The following is an 18,816-nucleotide window of genomic DNA, read 5'->3' on the forward strand; positions in this document are numbered from 1 at the left end:
CCTGGTCAGGACCTGTCTCGGTGCGAGACGCTCGCGCCATGCCGACCACCGACTGGCTGCTCGCCGACGGCCGCCGCGCGAGCGCCGTAGGACGCATCCACCGCGCCGCCCGCGAGCTCTTCCTCGAGCGCGGCATCGAACGCACCACCGCCGACGCCGTCGCCCGGCGCGCCGGCTGCTCCCGGGCGACCTTCTACCGCCTCGTCGGCAGCCGGGCCGCGCTGGTCGACGCACTGCTCGCCGCGGGCGGGGCGGCCGTGGTCGCCCGGGTCGAGGAGGCGACCGCGGGTCTCGACGGCGCCGACCGGGCGACGGAGGCCGTCGTCACGGCTGCCGCGGCGATCCGCGCGGACCGGGTGCTGACCGCGTGGCTCCGGGACCGCGGCAGTCTCGACGACGTGCTCGGCGGCCCACAGGGCAGCGCCGCGATCGCCCGCTCGCTCACGGGGATCGTCGGCGCGGGCGACCGCGACGGGGAGTGGATCGTCCGGTCGGTGCTGGCGCTCGTGGCGATGCCGGGGCGGGACGCCGACGCCGAGCGGGAGCTGGTGGCGAGATATGTCGTCCCGCCGCTCGGGCTCACCCCCGGCTGATCGCCCGCTCGGTGCCGAGGCTCGCCCGCGCGGCGGCGCGGGTGCCGGCGTCGCGGGAGCCGGGCGCGGCGTGCCCGGCGTGCGCCGCGCCCTTCCAGGTGCCGCGGATGCCGTGGTCGCGCTGCATCCGGCCGAAGTAGTCGACCACCTCGACCTCCCGGGCCCGGATCGCGAGCTCCGTCGACGTCGGCCCGTCGACCACCGGGGCGTCGGCGGCCACCGCGGCGGCGCGGGCCGCCGCGCGGGCCCCGGCGAGCCGCTCGCCGACGTGGTCGGCCCAGGCCTCGTAGAACGCCGCCCGGGCGGTCGAGCCGTGCACCGGCTTGAGCTCCCACCGCCGGCGGCGGGCGTTCCAGACCTCGCGCTGGTCGGCCTTGTGGGCGCCCGAGCGCAGGTGGGCGTCGCCGTCGGCGACCATCTGGGTCACCAGCGTGGCGTAGAGCGCCTGGACGACCGCGATGTCGGAGGGGAAGCCGTAGAGCGTGACCCGGGTGTTGCTGGTGTAGATCGCCACCCGGACGTCGTTGGCGCGCGCGATCTCCAGGATCAGCCGGACGTAGCGGGCCAGGGAGCGCTTGCCGGTCTCGCCGATGAGCACCGTCTCCCAGGTGGGCTCCTCGCGCCTCTCCTCGGCCCCGGCCGTGGCCCGGGCGACGGCCAGCGCGATCTGGTGGCGGGTGGCGAGGGACTGGGCCTTGGCGAAGAAGGCCTCGCGCTCGGCGGCGTTGGACGTGCGCTCCGCCTGCCGCAGCAGCCGGCCGATCCGCAGCAGGGTGCGGTCCTCGCCGTCGACGCCGGTGTCGAGTCCGTGGAGCCGGTAGGCGGTGTGGAGCAGGTCGGCCAGCACGGGCATGCCGACGTCCTCGAGCAGCCGGAGCTGGGTCGTGCGGAACTCCGGTCCGTGGCCGACCGGGCCGGCCAGGTGGTGGGCGAGCTCGTGGAGCACCACCGCCGCGCGCAGCGACCAGGCGCCGCCGACCTCGCGCGGCGGGATCGCGATCACCCCGCGGGCCGGGAGCTCGTCGTACTCGTAGTGGGCGCGGGTGTGGCCCCGCCGGGCCCGGACCAGGACCGGCACCGAGGCCAGGTCGCGGCCCGCGCCGTCGTCGTAGGCGCTGCCGGTCGCGACCAGGTGGGCCAGCACCCGGTCGACGAACTCCTGGACGTGGGCCGGGTCGGTGAACCGCGGCTCGGTCTCGGGCTCGAAGGACTGCACCGCCGACCCGACCTGGATCCGCAGCGGCCGGCCAGGGGCACGGGACGCCTCGTCGAGCCAGCCGGCGTACAGGTCCTCGGCGGCGTAGACGTCGGGGGTGTCGGGCATGGGGCCCAGCCTGTCAGGCAGCCCCGACAGTTCCCTCGACACCCGTCGCCAGCTCGCCCCGCAGCCGGTCGCGCAGCTCGACCAGCTCGGTGACCGCCTCCACGAAGCGCACCGTGCTGTCGCCGACCCCGTTGTCGTCGAAGTAGTGGTGCCTCATCGCGGCCCGGGCGATGCGGTGCTCGTCGTGGTCGAGGCGGTCGGCGAGGAGCTCGGTCAGGCCGGGCAGGTCGTCGGTGTCGATGACGTCGGCACACCGGCTGACCGGGACCTCCTGGCGCAGTCGCTCGGCGTCGTGGTGCCGGTCGGTGATCAGGATCGGCTTGTCGGTCTGGAGGTAGAGCCAGTCCAGGCCGACCGAGGAGACGTCGGTGACCATCGCGTCGCAGCCCGGGAAGACCGCGAGGATGTCGCCCTGCCAGATCGCGGCGTGCCCGGCCTCGGGCTCGCGCTCGGCGGCCCGCTCGACCAGCTCCAGGATCGCCTGGTGCGCCTCCCGGATCGCGGGAGTCAGGCTGGTGGTGACCTTCGGGTGCGGCTTGTAGACCAGCCGCACGTTCGGGACCGCCAGGACCGAGCGCACGATCTGCACGCCGAACACGTCGACCGAGGTGTAGTCGTTGTAGTCGGCGTCGCCCTCCCAGGTGGGCGCGTAGAGGACCGTGCGCCGCTCGCTCGCCGGCAGCAGGGGAGCGGGGCGCAGGTCGAGCTGGGGACGCCCGATCCGCACCAGGCGGTGCTCGTCGAGCTCCATCAGCGCCGCGCGGTGCCGCTGGACGGCCGCCTCGCCGGCCACGAACACCCGGTCGTAGGCCTTCGCGTTGTTGGACACCATCGACTGCTTGTCGCTCTCGCCGTGGTTGATGTGCACGTGCAGCATCCGGCCGTCGAGCAGCGAGTTGAAGTTGAGCATCGAGTTGTTGCAGTAGAGGACGACCTTGGCGTCCAGCCCGTCGTACGTCGCCGCGAGGTCGGCGAAGCCCGGCGCGAAGTGCACCGGCAGCGAGGTGCGCTCCTCGACGACCTCGCGGGTGCGCTGATCGCGAGTCAGGATGCCCACGGGATGGGTGTCATCGAGCCGTTCCAGCACCGGGATCCACTGGAGGAGCTGGTAGACCCGGGTCGGGTCGTCGGCGAAGTAGGCGATGACGTGAGGCTTCTGCACCGCCAGATGATACGGCCACGAACGGTGGGTGGACGAACTCGCCGGGGCCGCCGAATGTTGCTTTTCGGTAACCTCTGCCGGTGCTCGATCTCCGGCGCCCGCTCCGCCGCCTCCTCAACCGCTCCGTGCATGCCGCCTGGCGCTGGGCCGAGCACGTCGGCGACGTGGCGCCCGGCACCGCGCTGGCCGACGACTTCGGGAGCTTCGGGCCGGGAGCGTGCCTGGCCTTCCCGCTGTCCGACGTCGTCAACGCGCGCGCGATCCACGTCGGCCGCGACACCCTGATCGGCAAGTACGCCACGCTCTCGGTGGGCTACGGGCCCACCCAGGAGGTGCTGCCGGAGCGTGGCCTGGTGATCGGCGAGCGGTGCGTGCTGGGTGCGCGGATCACGATCACGGCCCACGAGTCGATCGAGATCGGCGACGACGTCTGGTTCGGGCAGGACGTGTTCGTCTCCGACGCCAGCCACGGCTACGCGGACCCGACGGTCCCCGTCGGCCTCCAGTTCGGCGCGCACCAGCCGATCTCGATCGGCTCCGGCACCTGGGTCGGCCACGGCGCGATGATCCTTCCCGGTACGACGATCGGCCGCAACGTCGTCGTCGCGGCGGGCTCGGTGGTCCGCGGCGAGGTGCCCGACCACGCCGTGGTGGGCGGGGTCCCGGCCCGGCTGATCCGTCGCCTCGACGCCGACGGCGGCTGGTCCCGGGTGCGCGACGACGCGCCTACGCTGACCTCATGAGCCGGATCGAGGAGCTTGCGCGCTTCGTCGGCATCGACGGCGACTACGACGACCTGTGGGCCTGGTCGGTCCGCGACCTCGACGGCTTCTGGTCCGCGGTGGCCCGCCACCTCGGCTTCGACCTGCCCGGACCGGTCCTCGCCGAGGAGCGGATGCCCGGTGCGGTCTGGTTCCCCGAGGCGCGGGTCAGCTACCCGGCGGCGGTGCTCGGCGGGCGCCCGGACGACGAGGTCGCGGTCGTCGGCGCGAGCGAGGACCCGGCCGCGACGGTCGAGCTCACCTGGGGCGAGCTGCGCCGGCGCACGGCGAGCCTGGCCGCGACCCTGCGCGGGCTCGGCGTCGGGGAGGGCGACCGGGTGGTCGGCTTCCTGCCCAACACCCCCGACACGATCGTGGCCTTCCTCGCCACCGCCAGCCTGGGCGCGGTCTGGTCGGTGTGCGGCATGGACTACGCCGGCTCGGCCGCGCGCTCCCGCTTCGAGCAGCTCGACCCGGTCGTCCTGGTCCACGCGTCGTCCTACGTCCACGGCCAGCGGGTCCACGACCGCGGTGACGTCGTCGCCGAGCTGCGGGCCGCGCTGCCCACGCTGCGCGCGGTCCTCGAGGTCGGCACGCCGGCCTGGGAGGAGGCGCTGGGCGCCGACGTCGCCTTCGAGCCGGTGTCGGTTGCCTTCGACCACCCGCTGTGGGTGCTGTTCTCCTCGGGCACGACCGGCCGGCCGAAGGGAATCGTCCACGGCCATGGCGGTGCGCTGCTCGAGCAGGCCAAGGTGGCGGCGTACCACTTCGACCTCGGGCCCGGCGAGCGCCTGCTCTGGTTCACCACGCCCTCGTGGATGATGTGGAACTTCGTGGTCGGCGCCCTGCTCACCGGCGCCGGCGTGGTCACCTACGACGGCAGCCCGACGTACCCCGCGACCGACGGCCTGTGGGCCCTCGCCGCGCGGCACCGGGTCAGCGTGGCCGGGATGAGCCCCGGCTACATCGCCGCCTGCCAGAAGGACCGGGTCGGGCCGCGCGGGCACGACCTGACGGCCCTGCGCCAGGTCGGCGTGTCCGGGTCCGCCTTCCCGGCGACCAGCCAGGAGGCACTGCAGGCCGAGCTCGGCCCCGAGGTGCGGATCGGGTCGATCAGCGGCGGCACCGACGTGGTCAGCGCCTTCGTCGGTCCGGCCCCGACCCTTCCGGTGTGGCCCGGCGAGCTGTCCCGGCCCTGTCTCGGCGTAGCCCTGGACGCCTACGACGAGGCGGGGCAGCCGGTGCGCGGCGAGGTCGGCGAGCTGGTCGTGACCCGGCCGATTCCCTCGATGCCGCTGTACTTCTGGGCCGACCCCGACGGCAGCCGCTACCGCGAGGCCTACTTCGACGTCTATCCCGGGGTGTGGCGCCACGGCGACTGGATCACCATCACCGACCACGGCTCGGTCGTCATCCACGGCCGCTCCGACGCCACCCTCAACCGCAACGGCGTCCGGATGGGCAGCGCCGACATCTACGAGCCCGTCGAGGCCCTGCCCGAGGTGCGCGAGGCGCTGGTGATCGGCCTGGAGGAGCCGGACGGCGGCTACTGGATGCCACTGTTCGTCGTGCTCGCCGACGGCGTCGTGCTCGACGAGGCCCTGGCCGCGCGGATCCGGGAGGCGGTGCGCACCCAGGCCTCGCCGCGGCACGTGCCGGACGTCGTGCTCGCCGCGCCGGGCGTCCCGCACACCCGCACCGGCAAGAAGCTGGAGGTGCCGGTGAAGAAGGTGCTGGCGGGTCAGGACCTCGGCGGCTCCTACGATCCCGGTAGTGTGGACGACCCAGAGCTGATCGACTGGTACCGAACCGTGGGCAGGAGCCGCAGAACCCGATGACCGCCTGGCTACTGCTGGGACTCGCCATCCTCCTCGTGCTCGCGTGCGGCCTGTTCGTCGCGGCCGAGTTCGCCTTCGTCACCGTCGACCGCGGCCAGGTCGACCGGGCGGCCGCCGAGGGCGACGTGTCGGCCATCGGGCTGCAGAAGGCGCTGCGATCCCTGTCGACCCAGCTCTCCGGAGCCCAGGTCGGCATCACCATCACCAACCTGGCCATCGGCTTCCTCGCCGAACCCGCGATAGCCGAGCTGCTGCGCGGCCCGCTGGAGTCCGCGGGCGTCGCGGAGAGTGCGGTCCGCCCGGTCGGCGTGGCGCTCGGACTCACCCTGAGCACCCTGCTGACCATGCTGATCGGCGAGCTGGTGCCCAAGAACGTCGCCATCGCGCTGCCGCTCACCACCGCACGGCTCACCCAGCGCCCGATGCGCGCCTTCACCGCGGTGTGCCGCGGCCCGATCAGGGTGCTCAACGGCAGCGCCAACGCCATCGTGCGCCGCCTCGGCGTCGAGCCGCAGGAGGAGCTCCGGTCCGCGCGCAGCTCCACCGAGCTGGCCTCCCTCATCCAGCACTCCGCCGACGAGGGCACCCTCGACGCCGACACCGCGGAGCTGATGGAGCGCTCGGTCGAGTTCGGCACCCGCACCGCCGGCGAGATCATGACCCCGCGGGTGCGGACCCGCTCGCTCGACGCCAACGACCGGGCGAGCGCGGTGATCGCCCTGGCCCGCGAGTCGGGCAACTCCCGGTTCCCCGTCCTCGACGACACCGACGCCGTGGTCGGCACCGTCCACGTCAAGAACGCCGTCGCGCTGCCGCTCCACGAGCGGGCGACCACCAAGGTCAAGCACCTGATGGCCAAGCCGATCCTGGTGCCCGACTCGCTGCGCCTCGACCCGCTGCTCGCGCTGCTGCGGGCCGACGGCTTCCAGATGGCCATCGTCCTCGACGAGTACGGCGACCACGCCGGCATCGTCACCCTGGAGGACGTCATCGAGGAGATCGTCGGCGACATCGCCGACGAGCACGACCGGCTCGGCAGCCGCGGCCGGCTGCGCCGCGACGGCACCTGGTCGCTCTCCGGCCTGCTGCGGCCCGACGAGGTCGAGGACCTCACCGAGATCGAGCTCCCCGAGAGCGAGGACTACGACACCGTCGCCGGGCTGGTGCTCAAGGTGCTCGGGCGGATCCCGCAGCCGGGCGACGCGGCCGTCGTACCGCTCCCGTCGAGCGGGGAGGACGACGACGAGCCGCTGCGCCACGCCGTGCTCACCGTCGACCACATGGACGGCCTGCGCATCGACCGGCTCTCCCTGCGCGTCGAGGAGGTGACCCCGACCGATGGGTGACCTCGCCGGAGTCCTGCTGGCCGTCTTCCTGCTGGCCGCCAACGCCTTCTTCGTGGGTGCGGAGTTCGCGCTCATCTCGGCCCGGCGCAGCCAGATCGAGCCGCGCGCCCAGGCCGGGTCGCGGATGGCCCGGATCACGCTCACCGCGATGGAGCGGGTCTCGGAGATGATGGCCGGCGCCCAGCTCGGCATCACCATCTGCTCGCTCGGCCTCGGTGCCGTCGGCGAGCCGGCCCTGGCCCATCTCATCGAGCCGGTGTTCCACGAGCTGCACGTGCCCGACGAGTGGCTGCACCCGGTCGCGTTCGTGATCGCGATGACGATCGTGGTCTTCCTCCACGTCGTGCTGGGAGAGATGGTCCCCAAGAACATCGCCATCGCCGGCCCCGACCGGGCGGCGCTGATCCTCGGCCCGCCGATGCTCGGCATCGTCACCGTGCTCCGCCCGATCATCGCCTCGGTCAACGCGATCGCCAACGGCATCCTGCGGCTGCTCCGGATCGAGCCCAAGGACGAGATCGGCAGCACCTTCACCCGCGAGGAGGTCGCCGCGCTGGTCGAGGAGTCCCACGGCGAGGGCCTGCTGGCCGAGGACGAGTACGACCGGCTCTCCGGCGCGCTCGGCTTCACCGAGAAGACCGTCGCCGAGGTCACCATGCCGCCCGGTTCGCTGGCCACCGTCGTCCGCGGGTCCACGGGTGCGGACGTCGAGGCCCTGTGCGCGGCCACCGGCTTCAGCCGGTTCCCGGTCCGCGCCGCGGGGGAGGAGCTCGACCTGCTCGGCTACCTCCACATCAAGGACGTGCTCGAGCCCGACGAGGAGCGTCGAGAGCGCCCCGTCGCCGACCGCTGGATCCGGCCGTTCGCGACCGTCACCGGCGACACCCTGCTCCACGACGCGCTGGAGGTGCTCCAACGTCGCGGCGCCCACATGGCGCGGGTGGTCGACCCCGACGGTACGACGCTCGGCGTGGCCGCCCTCGAGGACGTGATCGAGGAGCTGGTCGGCGAGATCCGCGATGCGGCGCACTCCGAGGAGTCATCATCGTGACCGTGTGGACGCTGCCGAACCTGATCAGCTTCCTCCGGCTGCTCGGTGTGCCGCTGTTCCTGTGGCTGGTCCTGGGTCCGGAGGCCGACGTGCTCGCGCTCGTCGTGCTGATGGCCTCGGGCGTCACCGACTTCCTCGACGGCTGGCTGGCCCGTCGGCTGGACCAGACCTCCGAGCTCGGCAAGCTGCTCGACCCGATCGCCGACCGGCTCTACATCCTCGCCGTCGTCGTCGGGCTGGCGATGCGCGACATCATCCCCTGGTGGGTGGCCCTCTCGCTGCCGCTGCGCGACCTGCTGCTGTGGGGCCTGGTGCCCCTGCTGCGCACCCGCGGCTACAGCGCGCTGCCGGTCCACTTCCTCGGCAAGGCCGCCACCTTCAACCTCCTCTACGCGTTCCCGCTGCTCCTGCTCGGCGACGGCGAGGGCCGGGTCGCGACCCTGGCGCAGGTCTTCGGCTGGGCGTTCGCGCTGTGGGGGATCGGCCTGTACTGGTGGGCCGGCGTCCTCTATGCCTGGCAGGTGCGCCGGCTGCTCGCGACGACCGAGCGACCGAGCCATGCCTGAGTCGCTCGACCGGGCGCGCACGCCCCTGCTGACGCTGATCACGCAGGAGGCGCTCGACCGCGACTACCAGGTCGCGGCGTCCAAGGCCGGTCCCGCGCGCGCGGAGACAGGCGTCCGCCGCGGCTACCGGGTCGGCGTCGTCGTCGTGGTCGGCGTGTTCGCGATGCTCGTCACGGTCGCCGGCGTGCAGACCTCCCAGAACGCCGACGTCGACGACGCGAGCCGGGCCAGCCTGATCGAGCGGATCGAGGCGCGGCGAGCCAATGTCCGCCGCCTCCAGGACGAGCTGGCCCAGCTGCGGGCGGCCAACGCCGCGGCCGAGGACACGCTGCGCACCCTCGGCCGGCGGGTCAGCGACCTGCAGAGCCGCCGCATCGCGCTCGGCGGCCTCACCGGCTTCGGGCCGGTCACCGGTCCCGGGGTCCGCGTGACGCTCGACAACCCGCCGTACGCCGGTCCCAACGAGCAGCTGCGCGACTCCGACCTCGCCCTCCTCGTCGACGGGCTGTGGGCCGCGGGCGCCGAGGCGATCTCGATCAACGGCCAGCGGCTCAACTCCCACGGCGGGATCACCAACGTCGGCGAGGCGATCGAGGTCAACGGGATGGGCGTGGCCCCGCCGTTCACGGTGCTCGCCATCGGCGACCGCAAGACCCTCGCCTCGAAGTTCGCCGAGAGCCAGGCCGGGCTGCGCTTCTTGAGCCTGGCCCAGCAGTACGGCTTCGAGCAGAAGATGGACAATGTGGACGACCTGCACCTGCCTGCCGCGCCCGGCGCGCTCGCACGGCTACGGTCGGCCGAGCAGAAGAAGAAGAAGCCCCAGGGGCAACAAGGAGGTGACGCGCCGTGATCGCGGTTCTCGGACTCGTCGTGGGCGTCGTCCTCGGCTTCGTCTTCCAGCCCGACGTGCCCCGCACGATCGAGCCCTACCTGCCGATCGCGGTGGTGGCGGCTCTCGACGCGGTGTTCGGGGCGCTGCGTGCCTACCTCGACGGCATCTTCGACGACAAGGTCTTCGTCGTCTCCTTCCTCAGCAATGTCGTGATCGCGGCCGGGATCGTCTACCTCGGCGACCGGCTCGGCGTCGGGGGACAGCTCTCCACCGGCGTCATCGTGGTCCTCGGCATCCGGATCTTCACCAACGTCGCCGCCATCCGCAGGCACATCTTCCATGCCTGAGCAGGACGCCGAGCCCGGCGCGGTCGCTCCCGGTCCCGAGCAGGGCCCGGTCGACCGGCTCAAGGTCGCGCTGCTGCGCCCCTCGCGCCGGCAGCTGGTGGCCGCGGCGCTCCTCGCCCTGCTCGGCTTCGGCGCCGTCACCCAGGTCCGCACAGCCGGCACCGACGACACCTACGCCGGCCTGCGCGAGCAGGAGCTGATCGACCTGCTCAACGGCCTGGCCGGCACCCGCCAGCGCACCGAGACCGAGATCGACCGCCTGGACGAGGTGGCCAGCGGGCTGCGGGACGACTCGTCCAAGCGGCAGACCGCGATCGACCAGGCCGAGGCCGAGGTCGACGACCTCAACATCCTGGCCGGCCTGGTGCCCGTGACCGGCCCGGGCCTGCGGGTCACCATCGAGGAGGAGGACGGCCGGGTCCGGCTCGGCTCGCTGCTCGACACCATCCAGGAGCTGCGCACGGTCGGCGCCGAGTCGATCGAGATCAACGGCACGGTCCGGGTGGTCGCGCAGACCTCGTTCGCGGAGTCCGACGGCGGCTTCCTCGTCGACGGGGAGCGGATCGAGGCGCCGTACGTCATCGTGGCGATCGGCGAGCCCGGGGCGCTCGCCAACGCGATGACCTTCGCCCTCGGCCCGAAGAAGCAGCTCGAGGAGGACGGCGCCGTGGTGGCCGTCCAGCAGCTGCGCACGGTCGACATCGAGTCCGTGGTGCGCCGCGAGCAGCCTTCGTTCGCCGTTCCCGACTAGGAAGTCGCGCGCACGGGTGTGTCGTCGCGCGCGGAGCAGGTGTCACCTACCCGCGCGATCTCCCCGGGCAGTAGCCTTCGGGCCATGACGAACCCCGCGGACCTGAAGTACACCGTCGAGCACGAGTGGCTGCGGCAGCCCGGCGAGTCGGCCGGCTCGGTGCGGGTCGGGATCACCGACTACGCCCAGGACGCCCTCGGCGACATCGTCTACGTCTCCCTGCCCGAGGTGGGCGCGACGGTCACCGCCGGCGACTCGTGCGGCGAGCTCGAGTCGACGAAGTCGGTCAGCGACGTGTACGCCCCCGTCTCCGGCGAGGTGGTCGCCGTCAACGAGGCTCTCGACGCCACGCCCGAGCTGGTCAACAACGACCCCTACGGCGCCGGCTGGCTCTTCGAGGTGGTGCCGGCCGACGCCGCCGATCTCGACGGGCTGCTCGACGCCGCCGCATATGAGGCCCAGCTCGACAACTGATCCGGTAGGTTCGTAACAGACCCACCGTGAGGAGCAACTGATGCCGTTCTGCACCGCCTGTGGTCGGCAGAACCCCGATGACGCCCGCTTCTGCTCGCAGTGCGGGAACCGCCTGGTCGCCCCCGAGCCGGCGCCCGTGAGCGACGCGACCGCCACCATCCAGTTCGGCGGCGGAGCCGGCGCGAACGCCGGCGTCGAGACGTCCGACCGCGCCCTGAGCCCGGTCGACGCCGCGGCCGTCGACGCGCTCCCGGTCGGCCATGCGCTGCTCGTCGTCCAGAAGGGGCCGGGCTCCGGCAGCCGGTTCCTGCTCGACGCCGACGAGGTCAGCGCCGGCCGCCACCCCGAGAGCGGGATCTTCCTCGACGACGTCACGGTCTCGCGTCGGCACGCCGTGTTCCGCCGTGACGGCGACAACTTCACCGTCGAGGACGCCGGCAGCCTCAACGGCACCTACGTCAACCGCGACCGGATCGAGAAGGTCCAGCTCAAGGACAGTGACGAGGTCCAGGTCGGCAAGTACCGCCTGGTCTTCTTCGCGGGTCACGAGAGCGCCTGAGGGACGGCTGCGGGATGACTGCTGCCGTCGCTCGGGGCGAGCGGGAGCCACGGCTCAACATCGGGCAGGTGCTCGACCGGCTGCGGGCCGACTTCGAGGACATCAGCATCCCCAAGATCCGGTTCCTCGAGGCCGAGGGCCTGGTCAAGCCGGAGCGCACCCCCGCGGGCTACCGCAAGTTCTCGGAGGCCGACATCGAGCGGCTGCGCTACATCCTGCGGATGCAGCGCGACCACTACCTGCCGCTCAAGGTGATCGGCGAGCACCTCGACGCCATCGACCGCGGCCTGGCGCCGCCGGAGCCGGAGCCGGTCGTGCCGACCGTGCCCACCGTCGCGCTCGGCGCCGACGGGCTACCCGCGCCCGAGTCCTTCCGCCGCACCGACCGGTTGCGACTCTCGCGCAAGGAGCTGATCAAGGTGGCCGAGATCGACGAGGAGCTCCTCGGCCAGCTCGAGTCGTTCGCGCTGATCAGCCCCTCGCCGACCGGCCACTACGACACCGACGCCCTGGTGATCGCCCAGACCGCGCGCGAGCTGGCCGACTACGGCATCGAGCCGCGCCACCTGCGCGCCTTCCGCGCCGCGGCCGACCGCGAGGTCGGGCTGATCGAGCAGGTCGTCACGCCCCGCAAGGGCCGCGACGCGGGGGCCAGCGCCCGCGCGGAGGAGGCGGTCAGCGAGATCGCCGCCCTGTCCGTGCGGCTGCACGCCACCCTGGTCAAGGCCGGGCTGCGCCGGCTCTGAGCCCTCCGGGGCGGCTCGACCCGACGCAGTAGGCTGGACGCATGCGCGAGGTCGACGTGATGGGTGTCCGGGTGGAGATGCCCTCCAACCAGCCGATCGTGCTGCTGCGGGAGGTGTCCGGCGAGCGCTACCTGCCGATCTGGATCGGGGCGGTCGAGGCCACCGCGATCGCCTTCGCCCAGCAGGGCGTCGTCCCGCCCCGGCCGCTGACCCACGACCTGATGAAGGACGTGCTCGCCGCCACCGGCAACGAGCTGAGCGAGGTGCGGATCACCGACGTCCGCGAGGGCGTCTTCTACGCCACCCTGGTCTTCGCCTCGGGCGTCGAGGTCAGCGCGCGCCCGTCCGACTCGATCGCCCTCGCGCTGCGCACGGGGACCACGATCTACTGCGCCGAGGACGTGCTCGCCGAGGCCGGGCTGGCCGCGCCCGCCGAGGAGGAGGACGAGGTCGAGGCGTTCCGCGAGTTCCTCGACCACGTCTCGCCGGAGGACTTCGGCGCCGAGGGGTGAACCTCAGGCTCAGGGTGAGGGTTTTCGGCGACACGCCCGGTCACGTCTTTGACCGGCCCGATGCCCCGGCCGTACCGTGAGGGAGTCGAAACGACAGCAGTGCAATCCCCCCTGCATCCGCACCGCGACCTGGAGGATCCGTGAACGAGCAGCAGCCCGAGAAGGTCGGTCAGGACGTGACCGCGGCGACTGCTGCCGCCGAGGAGCAGGGCCTGCTCTTCACCGATGACGTGTCCCCGCTGCCCAGCGACCTCGGCTACCGCGGCCCGACCGCGTGCAACGCCGCCGGCATCACCTACCGCCAGCTCGACTACTGGGCCCGCACGGGCCTGATCGAGCCGAGCGTGCGCGGCGCGAAGGGCTCCGGGTCCCAGCGGCTCTACAGCTTCCGCGACATCCTGATCCTCAAGATCATCAAGCGGCTGCTCGACGCCGGCATCTCGCTGCAGAACATCCGCACCGCCGTCAGCCACCTGCGGGAGCGGGGCACCGACGACCTCACCCAGGTCACCTTGATGAGCGACGGCGCCTCGGTCTACGAGTGCACCAGCAATGACGAGGTGATCGACCTGCTGCAGGGTGGCCAGGGCGTGTTCGGCATCGCCATCGGCGGCGTCTGGCGCGAGATCGAGGGCACCCTCGCCGAGCTCCCGAGCGAGCACGCCAACGTGTCGGAGCCGTCGGCTCCGGTCGCCGGCGACGAGCTCGCCGCGCGCCGCGCCGCCCGCAACGTGGGGTAGCCTGTCAGTCGCTGTTGATGCCGCACGGGAGAGTCAGACCCCGTGTCTGCGCCGAAGGGGCAATCCCTCCCCGGAACCTCTCAGGCGCCAGGACCGTGTGGAGCAGGCAACTCTGAAGGCGCACTGGCGCGCCGACAGAGGGGGAGGGCTCGAACGCATTCGACCCGACCCGAGGAGCACGCCTGCTCATGAGCGCCCCCTTCGTCACTCGTCACATCGGACCCGACGACGCCCAGGTCGAGACCATGCTCGACCGTCTCGGTCACGCATCTCTCGACGCCCTGATGGACGCCGCCGTACCGAAGTCCATCCGCTCCTCCGAGCCGCTCGGGCTGCCGGCCGGCGTCGACGAGGAGACGGCCGCCGCGGAGCTGCGTGCGCTCGCGGGCGCCAACGTCCCCGGCGAGTCGATGATCGGGCTGGGCTACCACGCCACGGTGACGCCCGCCGTGATCCGGCGCAACGTGCTCGAGGACCCGAGCTGGTACACCGCCTACACGCCCTACCAGCCGGAGATCTCGCAGGGCCGGCTCGAGGCGCTGATCAACTTCCAGACCATGGTCTCCGACCTGGCCGGCCTGCACACGGCCGGCTCGTCGCTGCTCGACGAGGGCACCGCCGCGGCCGAGGCCGTGGCCCTGGCCCACCGCGCCAACCGCAAGGCCACCGGGCCGTTCGTGGTCGACGCCGACGCACTGCCGCAGACCATCGACGTGGTCGCCACCCGCTGCGAGGGGCTCGGCATCGAGATCGTGGTCGCCGACCTCGGCGCCGGCCTGCCCGAGGGACCGGTGTCCGGCGTGCTGGTGCAGTACCCGGGCGCCTCCGGCCGGGTCCCCGACCTCGAGCCGATCATCGACGCCGTCCACGAGCAGGGTGGCCTGGCCGTCGTCGCCGCCGACCTGCTCGCGCTGACCCTACTCGAGGCGCCGGGCGCGCTCGGCGCCGACGTCGTCGTCGGCTCGGCCCAGCGCTTCGGCGTGCCGCTGTTCTACGGCGGCCCGCACGCCGGCTTCATGGCCGTGCGCGAGGGACTCGAGCGGCAGCTGCCGGGCCGCCTGGTCGGCGTGTCGGTCGACGCCGAGGGCCACCTGGCCTACCGCCTCGCCCTGCAGACCCGCGAGCAGCACATCCGCCGCGACAAGGCGACCTCCAACATCTGCACCGCGCAGGTGCTGCTCGCGGTCACCGCGGGGATGTACGCCGTCTACCACGGTCCCGACGGGCTGCGCGCCATCGCCGGCGACATCCACGGCTTGGCCCGCCGCGCCGCGGCGTCCCTCGTGGCCGCGGGGGTCGAGGTCGTCAACGAGAGCTTCTTCGACACCCTCACCGTCCGGGTGCCCGGCCGGGCCGAGGCGGTCGTCGCGGCCGCCCGCGAGGCCGAGATCCACCTGCGCCTGGTCGACGCCGACACCGTCGGCGTCGCCTTCGGCGAGACCGCGGGGGAGACGACCCTGAGCGCCGTCCTCGGTGCCTTCGGCGTCACCGAGGTGTCGGCCGAGGGCGACGCCGGACTGCCCGAGGACCTCGAGCGCACCACCGAGTTCCTCACCCACCCGGTGTTCAACACCCACCACAACGAGACCTCGATGCTGCGCTACCTGGCGCGCCTCTCCAACCGCGACTACGCCCTCGATCGCGGCATGATCCCGCTCGGCTCGTGCACCATGAAGCTGAACGCGACCACCGAGATGGAGCCGATCTCGCTCGCCGGCTTCGCCCACCTGCACCCCTTCGTGCCCGCCGCCGACGCCGACGGCTACCGCCGGCTGATCGACCAGCTCGAGGGCTGGCTGGCCGAGGTCACCGGCTACGACCGGGTCTCGATCCAGCCCAACGCCGGCGCGCAGGGCGAGTACGCCGGCATGCTCGCGATCCGCAACTACCACCGCGCCAACGGCCAGGGACAGCGCGACGTCTGCCTGATCCCGTCCTCGGCCCACGGCACCAACCCGGCCTCCGCGGTGATGGCCGGCATGAAGGTGGTCGTGGTCAAGGCCAACGACGACGGCACCGTCGACCTGGTCGACCTGCGCGCCAAGTGCGAGCAGTACACCGACACGCTCGCCGCGATCATGGTCACCTACCCCTCCACCCACGGTGTCTACGAGGAGACCATCACCGAGCTCTGCGACCTGGTCCACGAGCACGGCGGCCAGGTCTACATCGACGGCGCGAACTTCAACGCCCTGCTCGGCTACGCCGCGCCGGGCAGGTTCGGCGGCGACGTGTCCCACCTCAACCTGCACAAGACCTTCTGCATCCCCCACGGTGGCGGCGGTCCCGGCGTGGGTCCGGTCGCGGTGCGCGCCCACCTGGCGCCGTACCTGCCCACCCACCCGCTGCACCCCGACGCCACCCGCCGCGAGGGCACCGGCGCGATCAGCGCGGCGCCCTTCGGCTCCGCCGGCATCCTGCCGATCTCGTGGGCCTACATCCGGATGATGGGCGGCGAGGGCCTGACCCGCGCCACCGCCGTCGCGGTGCTCTCGGCCAACTACGTCGCCGCACGCCTCGGTGAGCACTTCCCGGTGCTCTACCGCGGGGATTCCGGGCTGGTCGCCCACGAGTGCATCCTCGACCTGCGCCCGATCACCGCCGAGACCGGCGTGAGCGTCGACGACGTCGCCAAGCGGCTGATCGACTACGGCTTCCACGCCCCGACCATGTCCTTCCCCGTCGCCGGCACGCTCATGGTGGAGCCGACCGAGTCCGAGGACCTGGCCGAGCTGGACCGGTTCTGCGACGCGATGATCGCGATCAAGGGCGAGATCGACCGGGTCGCCGCCGGGGAGTGGGACGTCGATGCCTCCCCGCTGCACCACGCCCCCCACACCGCCCGGGCGCTGGTCGGCGAGTGGGACCGCGCGTACTCCCGGGAGGTCGCCGTCTTCCCGGCCGGCATCTCGCCCGACAAGTACTGGCCGCCGGTGGCCCGGATCGACCAGGCCTACGGCGACCGCAACCTGGTCTGCGCCTGCCCGCCGACGGAGGCCTACGCCGAGTGACCTCCTACGACGACGCGCTGGCCGCACTGCAGGCCGCGGGCCGGCTCCCGTCCGTCTCGGCCGCGGTTGCCCGCGGCGGCACGCCGGTCTGGCAGGGCTGCGTGAGCGTGCTGCCCGACCGGGAGGTGACCAGCGCGTCGTCGTACCGGATCGGGTCGATCACCAAGACCCTCACCGCGGTGCTGGTGCTCCAGCTGCGCGACGAGGGCCTGCTGTCCCTCGACGACCCGATCGGGCGGTTCGTGCCGGCGGGTGGCTACGCCTCGGCGACCGTGCGCGACCTGCTCGCCCACACCGCGGGACTGCAGAGCGAGCCCGCCGGTCCCTGGTGGGAGCGCGTCGACGGTGGCTCCGTCGCGGAGCTGCTCGCCGCCAACGACGGCAGCGGGCGGGTGGCCGCGGCGGGGGACTACTACCACTACTCCAACCTCGGCTTCGCGCTCCTCGGCGAGGCCGTAGCGCGGCTGCGTGGCGAGTCCTGGTGGTCGGTGGTCCGGTCCCGGCTGCTCGAGCCTCTCGGCATGACCGCGACGGCCTACGACCCGCCGGCCGACCACGCACCCGGCCGCAGCGTCGACCACTTCGCCCACACGCTCTGGGCCGAACCGCACACCGACACCGGTGCGATGGCTCCCGCCGGGCAGCTGTGGAGCACCGTCGGCGACCTGCTGCGCTGGGCCGACTTCCTCGCCACCGGACACCCCGGGGTGCTCTCCGCCTCGACCCTCGACGAGATGGCCACCCCCGTCGGTGCGGCGTCGGCGTACGGTCTCGGGCTGCGGCTGCTCTCCACCGGTGGTCGCACCCTCGTCGGCCACACCGGCTCGATGCCCGGCTTCGTCGCCTCGCTGTTCGTCGACCGCACCACCCGCGATGCCGTGGTCGCACTGGCCGACGCCACCACCGGACTCGGCGCGGAGCGGGTGCCGGAGCTGTTCCTGGCCGCCTCGCCCGGTCCTGCGTCGGGGGCGGTGGCGCCGTGGCGGCCCTCGCCGCGGCCGGTGCCGGCGGTCGTCGCGGACCTGCTCGGGGTCTGGTTCTGGGGGAACACCGGCCTCGGCCTGGAGTGGACCGGCGGCGAGCTACTGGTGCGCGACCTGCGCTCCGGTGAGCTCGAGGAACGCTTCACGCCGACCGGCGACGGCTTCCTCGGCATCGACGGCTACCACCGCGGCGAGACGCTGCGGGTGGCCCGGCGTGCGGACGGCACGGTTGGTCATCTGGAGTGCGCGACCTTCATCTGGACCCGCACGCCGTACGACCCCGATGCCCCCATCCCGGGGGGTCCTGCTCCGGCCGCGTGACCGGAGGGGGCATGATGCTCCCGTGAACGAGAACACGTTCCAGTTCGCCTGGTTCCAGCAGTCCACCGCCGGCCTCGACCCCCTGCCGCTCGCCCAGAGCCTGTGGCGCGAGGACCAGATGCACGGCGTCGCGGTCAGTGGCCTCCTCGCCCGCGCCCTCGAGCAGACGCTGGCCGCCGCCGGCCGGACCGGACTGGTCCCCGCCCGCTACCACGTCGACCTGTTCCGTCCCGCCCGGATGAGCACCACCACCGCCTCGGCCCGCATCGTCCGCGAAGGACCCCGCCTCGTCCTCCTCGACGCCGTCGTCGAGCAGGACGGCGAGGTCGTCGCCCGCGCCGGCACCACCTTCCTCGCCCCCTCCGCGGACGTCGCCGGCGACGTCTGGACCCCTCCGGGCGACCGCCCCACCCCGCCACCCGCCGACCGGCTCCCCGAGCCCGGGGAGCACCACGTCCCCTGGTTCGCCAGCGCCGCCCCCTGGTCCGACGACTTCGGCGACCACCAGAACGCCGGCCGCCACCAGACCTGGCAGACCGCCGTCCCCATCGTCGCCGGCGAGGAGTGCACCCCGTTCCAGGCCGTCGCCTCCATCGCCGACGCCACCAGCATGGTCACCAACTGGGGCACCCGCGGCGTCGAGCACATCAACACCGACATCGACCTCGCCCTGTGCCGGCTCCCCGACAGCACCCGGCTCGGGCTCCGCGCCACCCACCACGTCGCCGCCGACGGCATCGCGGTCGGCACCGCCGAGGTGTTCGATGCGTCTGGTGTGCTCGGGAGTGCCAGCGTGACCTCGCTGGCCAATGCCCGGCGTACGGTCGACCTGTCGGGTGGGGTGGAGCCGCTGGGCGCGGTCTGAGGGGCGGTCAGCTGTTGCGGTTTGGTCCCAAACC

General features: G+C 72.9%; 19 protein-coding genes and 1 riboswitch. Of the genes, 17 read left to right on the forward strand and 2 right to left on the reverse strand.

The features are described 5' to 3' along the window. Nucleotides 1-38: 38 nt before the first annotated feature. A complete protein-coding gene (locus tag JOD66_RS26715) occupies nucleotides 39-593 on the forward strand; it encodes a TetR/AcrR family transcriptional regulator (RefSeq protein ID WP_204839801.1) in 555 nt (184 codons plus the stop codon). Here JOD66_RS26715 and JOD66_RS26720 read toward each other — a convergent pair. Next, on the reverse strand, nucleotides 580-1,917 hold the full coding sequence (locus tag JOD66_RS26720; RefSeq protein ID WP_204839802.1) for a DUF7168 domain-containing protein: 1,338 nt from the start codon (nucleotides 1,915-1,917) through the stop codon (nucleotides 580-582). The two genes, JOD66_RS26715 and JOD66_RS26720, sit on opposite strands and share 14 nt — an antisense overlap. A gap of 13 nt (nucleotides 1,918-1,930) precedes the next feature. Beyond that, on the reverse strand, nucleotides 1,931-3,079 hold the full coding sequence (locus JOD66_RS28820) for a CDP-glycerol glycerophosphotransferase family protein (protein ID WP_204839803.1): 1,149 nt from the start codon (nucleotides 3,077-3,079) through the stop codon (nucleotides 1,931-1,933). 80 nt (nucleotides 3,080-3,159) lie between these two features. Here JOD66_RS28820 and JOD66_RS26730 point away from each other — a divergent pair, with 80 nt between their 5' ends. From JOD66_RS26730 to JOD66_RS26805, 16 genes are all read left to right on the forward strand, one after another. Beyond that, nucleotides 3,160-3,822 carry an acyltransferase gene (locus JOD66_RS26730; RefSeq protein WP_307823736.1) on the forward strand — a complete coding sequence of 221 codons (663 nt, stop codon included), beginning with the start codon at nucleotides 3,160-3,162 and terminating at the stop codon, nucleotides 3,820-3,822. Further along, the gene (locus JOD66_RS26735; RefSeq protein ID WP_204839804.1) at nucleotides 3,819-5,678 is read left to right on the forward strand and encodes an acetoacetate--CoA ligase; all 1,860 of its coding nucleotides are present in this window, start codon (nucleotides 3,819-3,821) and stop codon (nucleotides 5,676-5,678) included. Before JOD66_RS26730 ends, JOD66_RS26735 begins: the two co-directional genes overlap by 4 nt. Next, the gene (locus tag JOD66_RS26740; protein WP_204839805.1) at nucleotides 5,675-7,024 is read left to right on the forward strand and encodes a hemolysin family protein; all 1,350 of its coding nucleotides are present in this window, start codon (nucleotides 5,675-5,677) and stop codon (nucleotides 7,022-7,024) included. The genes JOD66_RS26735 and JOD66_RS26740 overlap by 4 nt, the downstream gene beginning before the upstream one ends. Further along, nucleotides 7,017-8,075 carry a hemolysin family protein gene (locus tag JOD66_RS26745; RefSeq protein ID WP_204839806.1) on the forward strand — a complete coding sequence of 353 codons (1,059 nt, stop codon included), beginning with the start codon at nucleotides 7,017-7,019 and terminating at the stop codon, nucleotides 8,073-8,075. Before JOD66_RS26740 ends, JOD66_RS26745 begins: the two co-directional genes overlap by 8 nt. Then, nucleotides 8,072-8,641: a cardiolipin synthase ClsA gene (gene clsA / locus JOD66_RS26750; RefSeq protein WP_307823737.1), complete on the forward strand. Its 570-nt coding sequence runs from the start codon at nucleotides 8,072-8,074 to the stop codon at nucleotides 8,639-8,641. The genes JOD66_RS26745 and clsA overlap by 4 nt, the downstream gene beginning before the upstream one ends. Then, nucleotides 8,634-9,491 (forward strand): DUF881 domain-containing protein, encoded by an 858-nt coding sequence (locus JOD66_RS26755; protein ID WP_204839807.1) that lies wholly within the window; start codon nucleotides 8,634-8,636, stop codon nucleotides 9,489-9,491. The genes clsA and JOD66_RS26755 overlap by 8 nt, the downstream gene beginning before the upstream one ends. Next, nucleotides 9,488-9,820, forward strand: coding sequence for a small basic family protein (locus JOD66_RS26760; RefSeq protein WP_204839808.1), 333 nt, complete (start codon nucleotides 9,488-9,490; stop codon nucleotides 9,818-9,820). Before JOD66_RS26755 ends, JOD66_RS26760 begins: the two co-directional genes overlap by 4 nt. Then, complete coding sequence (locus tag JOD66_RS26765; protein WP_204839809.1) at nucleotides 9,813-10,571, forward strand: DUF881 domain-containing protein; 759 nt, start codon at nucleotides 9,813-9,815, stop codon at nucleotides 10,569-10,571. Before JOD66_RS26760 ends, JOD66_RS26765 begins: the two co-directional genes overlap by 8 nt. Before the next feature lie 84 nt (nucleotides 10,572-10,655). Next, nucleotides 10,656-11,045, forward strand: coding sequence for a glycine cleavage system protein GcvH (gene gcvH, locus JOD66_RS26770; RefSeq protein ID WP_204839810.1), 390 nt, complete (start codon nucleotides 10,656-10,658; stop codon nucleotides 11,043-11,045). 40 nt (nucleotides 11,046-11,085) lie between these two features. Then, on the forward strand, nucleotides 11,086-11,604 hold the full coding sequence (locus JOD66_RS26775; RefSeq protein ID WP_204839811.1) for an FHA domain-containing protein: 519 nt from the start codon (nucleotides 11,086-11,088) through the stop codon (nucleotides 11,602-11,604). A 14-nt stretch (nucleotides 11,605-11,618) separates the two neighbouring features. After that, on the forward strand, nucleotides 11,619-12,350 hold the full coding sequence (gene ftsR, locus JOD66_RS26780) for a transcriptional regulator FtsR (protein ID WP_204839812.1): 732 nt from the start codon (nucleotides 11,619-11,621) through the stop codon (nucleotides 12,348-12,350). A gap of 41 nt (nucleotides 12,351-12,391) precedes the next feature. Next, nucleotides 12,392-12,862, forward strand: coding sequence for a bifunctional nuclease family protein (locus JOD66_RS26785; protein WP_204839813.1), 471 nt, complete (start codon nucleotides 12,392-12,394; stop codon nucleotides 12,860-12,862). Between the two features lie 140 nt (nucleotides 12,863-13,002). Next, nucleotides 13,003-13,602 carry a MerR family transcriptional regulator gene (locus tag JOD66_RS26790; protein WP_307823738.1) on the forward strand — a complete coding sequence of 200 codons (600 nt, stop codon included), beginning with the start codon at nucleotides 13,003-13,005 and terminating at the stop codon, nucleotides 13,600-13,602. A gap of 15 nt (nucleotides 13,603-13,617) precedes the next feature. Beyond that, a riboswitch (glycine riboswitch) is annotated at nucleotides 13,618-13,708 on the forward strand. An 82-nt stretch (nucleotides 13,709-13,790) separates the two neighbouring features. Further along, the gene (gene gcvP / locus JOD66_RS26795; RefSeq protein ID WP_204839814.1) at nucleotides 13,791-16,613 is read left to right on the forward strand and encodes an aminomethyl-transferring glycine dehydrogenase; all 2,823 of its coding nucleotides are present in this window, start codon (nucleotides 13,791-13,793) and stop codon (nucleotides 16,611-16,613) included. Continuing rightward, nucleotides 16,610-17,917, forward strand: coding sequence for a serine hydrolase domain-containing protein (locus JOD66_RS26800; RefSeq protein WP_204839815.1), 1,308 nt, complete (start codon nucleotides 16,610-16,612; stop codon nucleotides 17,915-17,917). Before gcvP ends, JOD66_RS26800 begins: the two co-directional genes overlap by 4 nt. Nucleotides 17,918-17,939: 22 nt before the next feature. After that, on the forward strand, nucleotides 17,940-18,782 hold the full coding sequence (locus JOD66_RS26805; RefSeq protein ID WP_307823739.1) for an acyl-CoA thioesterase domain-containing protein: 843 nt from the start codon (nucleotides 17,940-17,942) through the stop codon (nucleotides 18,780-18,782). The last annotated feature ends 34 nt before the right edge of the window (nucleotides 18,783-18,816 follow it).

Origin of the sequence: Nocardioides nitrophenolicus (genome assembly GCF_016907515.1) — a bacterium.
Classification (GTDB): Bacteria; Actinomycetota; Actinomycetes; order Propionibacteriales; family Nocardioidaceae; genus Nocardioides; species Nocardioides nitrophenolicus.